This window comes from Mycobacterium sp. E342 (assembly GCF_001667665.1).
Taxonomy (GTDB): Bacteria; Actinomycetota; Actinomycetes; order Mycobacteriales; family Mycobacteriaceae; genus Mycobacterium.
This window is the reverse complement of the sequence record NZ_LZJM01000274.1, coordinates 1-4,219: the sequence shown is the minus strand read 5'-3', so window position 1 is coordinate 4,219 and position 4,219 is coordinate 1. Positions and strand designations below refer to the sequence as shown.

At 69.6% G+C, this 4,219-nt stretch carries 4 protein-coding genes and 1 pseudogene; 2 read left to right on the top strand and 3 right to left on the bottom strand.

Annotated elements, in window-relative coordinates:
• Nucleotides 1-771: pseudogene (locus tag A5692_RS21635) on the top strand (hypothetical protein); the annotation flags it as partial.
• On the opposite strand, the gene A5692_RS21630 reads toward A5692_RS21635, so the two are convergent.
• Nucleotides 772-1,602: a family 16 glycosylhydrolase gene (locus tag A5692_RS21630; protein ID WP_068059626.1), complete on the bottom strand. Its 831-nt coding sequence runs from the start codon at nt 1,600-1,602 to the stop codon at nt 772-774. It abuts the pseudogene before it with no gap.
• A 155-nt stretch (nt 1,603-1,757) separates the two neighbouring features.
• On the bottom strand, nt 1,758-2,777 hold the full coding sequence (locus A5692_RS21625) for an NADP-dependent oxidoreductase (RefSeq protein ID WP_068059629.1): 1,020 nt from the start codon (nt 2,775-2,777) through the stop codon (nt 1,758-1,760).
• Between the two features lie 56 nt (nt 2,778-2,833).
• On the opposite strand from A5692_RS21625, the gene A5692_RS21620 reads away from it, so the two are divergent.
• Nucleotides 2,834-3,532, top strand: coding sequence for a DUF3060 domain-containing protein (locus A5692_RS21620; protein WP_068059622.1), 699 nt, complete (start codon nt 2,834-2,836; stop codon nt 3,530-3,532).
• A gap of 14 nt (nt 3,533-3,546) precedes the next feature.
• Here the strand turns inward: A5692_RS21620 and A5692_RS21615 are convergent, their stop codons facing one another.
• On the bottom strand, nt 3,547-3,981 hold the full coding sequence (locus A5692_RS21615) for a hypothetical protein (protein ID WP_068059619.1): 435 nt from the start codon (nt 3,979-3,981) through the stop codon (nt 3,547-3,549).
• Between the last annotated feature and the right edge of the window lie 238 nt (nt 3,982-4,219).

The window sequence follows — 4,219 nt, the reverse complement described above, 5'->3', positions numbered from 1 at the left end:
CGCAGCCCGCCGTTCGCCGTGCTGTCGGCGGTGGTGATCGCGGCGGCTATCGCGTTGTGGCTCAGCGGGTCCGCCACCCTCGCGCGGGCCGACGAGCAAGCGCTGGCTCTGGCGACCGCGTGGCTGGCCCTACCGACCGCGGTCATCCTGGCCTACTCGGCGTTGGTGCATCCCATCTACACCCCGCGCTATATGACGTTCACGGCGCCGGGAATGGCGCTGATCCTGGGGGTCTGCGCCGCGGCGGTGACGGTCCGGCCGTGGCGGACCGCGGCCCTGGTCACGCTCTTCGCCGCCGCCGCAGCACCGAATTATCTCTTCGCGCAACGTAACCCGTACGCCAAGTACGGGATGGACTACAGCCAGGTGGCCGATCTGATCAGCGCGAAGGCCGCACCCGGCGATTGCCTGCTGGTGAACGACACGGTGACGTTCATGCCCGCCCCGATGCGCCCGCTGCTGGCGGCGCGCCCGGACGCCTATCGCAAGCTGAACGACCTCACCCTGTGGCAGCGGGCCACCGACCACAACGACGTCTTCGACACCAACCTCATCCCGGAGGTCGTCGCGAATCCGTTGAGCCACTGCGGCGTCGTGTGGATCATCACCCAGGCCGACCCGTCACAGCCGGCGCACGAGCAGGGCCCGGCGATCCCACCCGGGCCGGTCTACTGGGCGACCCCCGCCTTCGCGGTCCCGCACGACCTGGGCTTCCGGCTCGTCGAGCGCTGGCAGTTCAACCTGGTTCAGGTGTTCAAAGCGCAGCGCTAGTCACCAGATGCGGATGTAGTCGACCAGCATCGAGGCCGGGAAGGTGCCCGCGGCCGGATCCCCGGCGCCGACACCGCCCACGGCGAGGGTGAACATCGGCGTCATCCAGTAGCCGGGAATGTTGAAGGGCCACCGGAAGTCGTCGGGGGCGCCGCCGGCGACGTGGATGGGCTTGTTGGGGACCTTGAAGTATTCGGCGCCGTCCCGCGCGAATTCGAATCCCTCTTCGCCCCAATGCATTCGCCAGGTGTGCCAGTTGCTGTCGACCAGCCCGGGGATCGACTTGCCCTCCCAGGTCTTGCCGTTGGACGCCGCGTGGACGGTGGTGCCCGGCGCCCACTGGCCGTTGCCGTACCACTCGAAGATGTCCACCTCACCGTCGGGAAGTGGGTCCTCGTTGACGCCCCAGAACGACGGCCACAGGCCGGGGTACAGGCAGTCGAGCTTGATCCGCGCCTCCCACGTCTGGTTGATCATGCTGCGGAAGTTGCCGCGCAGCTTGCCGCTGTAATAGGTGTTGCTCAGCAGATCGTGGGTGGCGCACAGGACGAGGTTGGAATGCCCGTCCTGGAACACGTTTTGGCGATCGTCGCGATAGATGCCCTCGACCGGCGGGAACACGTCGTCCTGCCAGGTCTGGATCGTCCACTTGCCCGGATCGGGCGGGGAGCCCGCGGGCCCGTCGAACTCGTCGGCGAAGATGTACGGCCCGCCCGGCCCGGCCGACGGGGGCGCCTGCGGCGCCGGCGGGGTGGCCCAGGCGCCCGGCAAGCGCATCGCCGCCCCCAGCATGCCGAGCCCCGAGATCAACATCATGCTGCGACGATCCATCTACAACCCACCAATCGTGAAAGCCGTGTCTCGGCCCAAGCCCGCCACCCCCAGGCAACTTTTGCAAACGGTGTTATGAAACCACGCGCCGGGGTGCCGTGCACCCCGCACCGGGCCCGTGGCGGCGAGTTTTTGCCCGCTGAGCACGACGCGGTTCAGCGGGCAGCCGGTTCGCTGAGCTTGACCAGGGTCTTGCCGATGTTGACCCCGGTGAACAGGCCGTTGAGGGCGTCGACGCACGACTCGATGCCGTCGAAGATGGTCTCGCGGTGCTTGAGCCGGCCCTCGGCCTCCCACTGCCGCAGCGCGGCGAAGGCCTCGTCGAAGCGGCCCCACTGGTCGAGGGCGTTGAAACCCTGCATCAGGGCCGTCTTGGACAGCAGGTTCACATAGTTGGCGGGCCCCGGGTGCTCGCCGGTCAGGTAGCTGGAGATGACGCCGCACAGCACGACGCGGGCGCGCGGGGCCAGGCGGCCCAGCACCGCGTCGAGGATCGGCCCGCCGACGTTGTCGAAGTAGACGTCGACGCGCTGCGGGCAGTGTTGCTTGAGCGCCGCGGTCAGGTCGTCGTTCTTGTAGTCGATGCAGGCGTCGAAGCCGAAGTCCTCGACCACAGCGCGGCATTTCTCCGGCCCGCCCGCGATCCCCACCACCCGGGCGCCGGCGATCTTGGCGATCTGCCCCGCCACCGATCCGGTGGCCCCCGCGGCCGCCGAGACCACGACCGTTTCCCCGGCCTTCGGCCGGCCGATGTCGGTCATCCCGAAATAGGCGGTGGCGCCGGTCGGCCCGTACACCGACATGATCGCCAGCTGGTCGTCCTCGCCCGGGATGGGCGTGCTGAACAGGTCGTCGCGGATGATCGCGTACTCGGAGAAGCCGGTCAGCGTGGTGACGACGTCGCCGACGGCGTAGGCGTCGCAGCGCGATTCGACGACCTCGCCGATCCCGGCCGCGCGGATGACCTCGCCCAGCTGCACCGGCGGAAGGTAGCTGGGCTGGTCGTCGAGCCACGTGCGCGCGGCGGCGTCGATCCCGACGTAGGTGGTGCGCAACAGCGCCTCCCCCTCCCCCGGTTCGGGCGCCGGGGTAGTGACCAGCTCGGTGTCACCGGGCCGGACAAGCCCGGAGGGGCGGCGACGCAACACGACCTGACGGTTCGGCAACTCGGGCACGAACCAGAAACTACCGAACCGCGCGAAACCACCGACGCGAATGGCATATTCAACCCATGGCAGCAAACGACGACCCGGAGGATCGGATCCGGGAACTCGAGCGCCCGCTCGCCGACGCGGCGCGGGCGTCCGAAGCGGGCAGCGCGCAGCCCGCCGCCCAGCCTTACCCGCCCGGGCCGGGTGCCGGCCCTCCGCCACCGCCGCCCGCCTGGAACTACGGCGCCCCGTATGCGGGCCCGCCTCCCCAACGGCCCTCGGGCAATCGCACGTGGTGGATCCTGGGCACGGTCATCGTCATCGCCGTGCTGGCCCTGGCCGGTGGCATCGCCGCGTTTGCGGCACACCAGCTTTCCGGGGTCCGCTCCATCATCAGCTCACCGCCGACCATCACCGACACCTTCGGTCCTTCGCCCAGCACTCCGCGTGGCACCGCCCCGTCCACCACCCGGGCCAGGACGCCCAGCCCGTCGACGTCGCCGGCCCCGCCCCCGGGCGCCAAGGTCAGCGTCTCCGGGATCGGCGAAAACCGGACAATCGCCTGCAACGACAATGTGATCAGCGTCAGCGGGGTGTCCAACACGGTGGTGATCAGCGGCCACTGCGCGAGCCTCACCGTGTCGGGCGTGCAGAACGAGATCACCGTCGACTCCGTCGACAGCATTGAAGCCTCCGGCTTCAACAACAAGGTCACCTACCACACGGGCACGCCGAAGGTCAGCAACTCCGGGGGATCGAACGTCGTCGAGCAGGACTGAGGCCGGGCGCCGGCCTAGGAGTCTTGCGAGGCCTCTCCGGACTCGGGGCCGGATTGGTGGCCGGAGTCGTCGCCGGGCGAATCGCCGTCGAGGACGCTGACCGCGATGCCGTATGGCAGGAACCGGACCCTGCGGTTGGGGTCGACGTTGTCCTTGTTGGCGCGCAGCGCGTCGAGCTCGGTCGCATAGACCTGTTCGACGTGCGCGCCACCGTCGGCGCCGGTCGTGTAGATGGCCCACACGCCGTCACCCGCCTCGCCCGCGGTCTCGGGCTCGGGGCGCGGGCGCCGCGACAGGTCGTCGAAGAACGACGACCAGCCGGGCCGGGCTCCGGGAGCCGCCACGAATTTGCTGACCCGCTCGAACACCTCGCGCAGGCCCTCGCTGCCCTCGCGGATCATCCGATCGATCTCTTCGGGATCAAACCCGAACGCACCGTATTCGCCCACGCGACCTCCTCGCCGCTCATGCCGTCACCGCCCAGTGTGCGCGCACCCGCGGTCGCGCGCCACGTCCTCAGCGCCCCGGCGGGGGCGGTGGCGTGATGGGGATCGGCACCGTCACGAACGGGAAGTGCAGATACATCGTCACCGGGGGCATGGCCGGCGCGGCCGGCGGTGGAGGTCGACGATCGAACCGTCGGTGACGTCGACGACGGCCAGCGTCGCGGTCTCGGGTTCCACGAAC

Excerpts from the sequence above, each read along its gene's own strand:
- A5692_RS21630 (WP_068059626.1), bottom strand. The coding sequence starts at position 1,602 with ATGGATCGTCGCAGCATGATGTTGATCTCGGGGCTCGGCATGCTGGGG.
- A5692_RS21620 (WP_068059622.1), top strand. The coding sequence starts at position 2,834 with ATGGCAGCAAACGACGACCCGGAGGATCGGATCCGGGAACTCGAGCGC.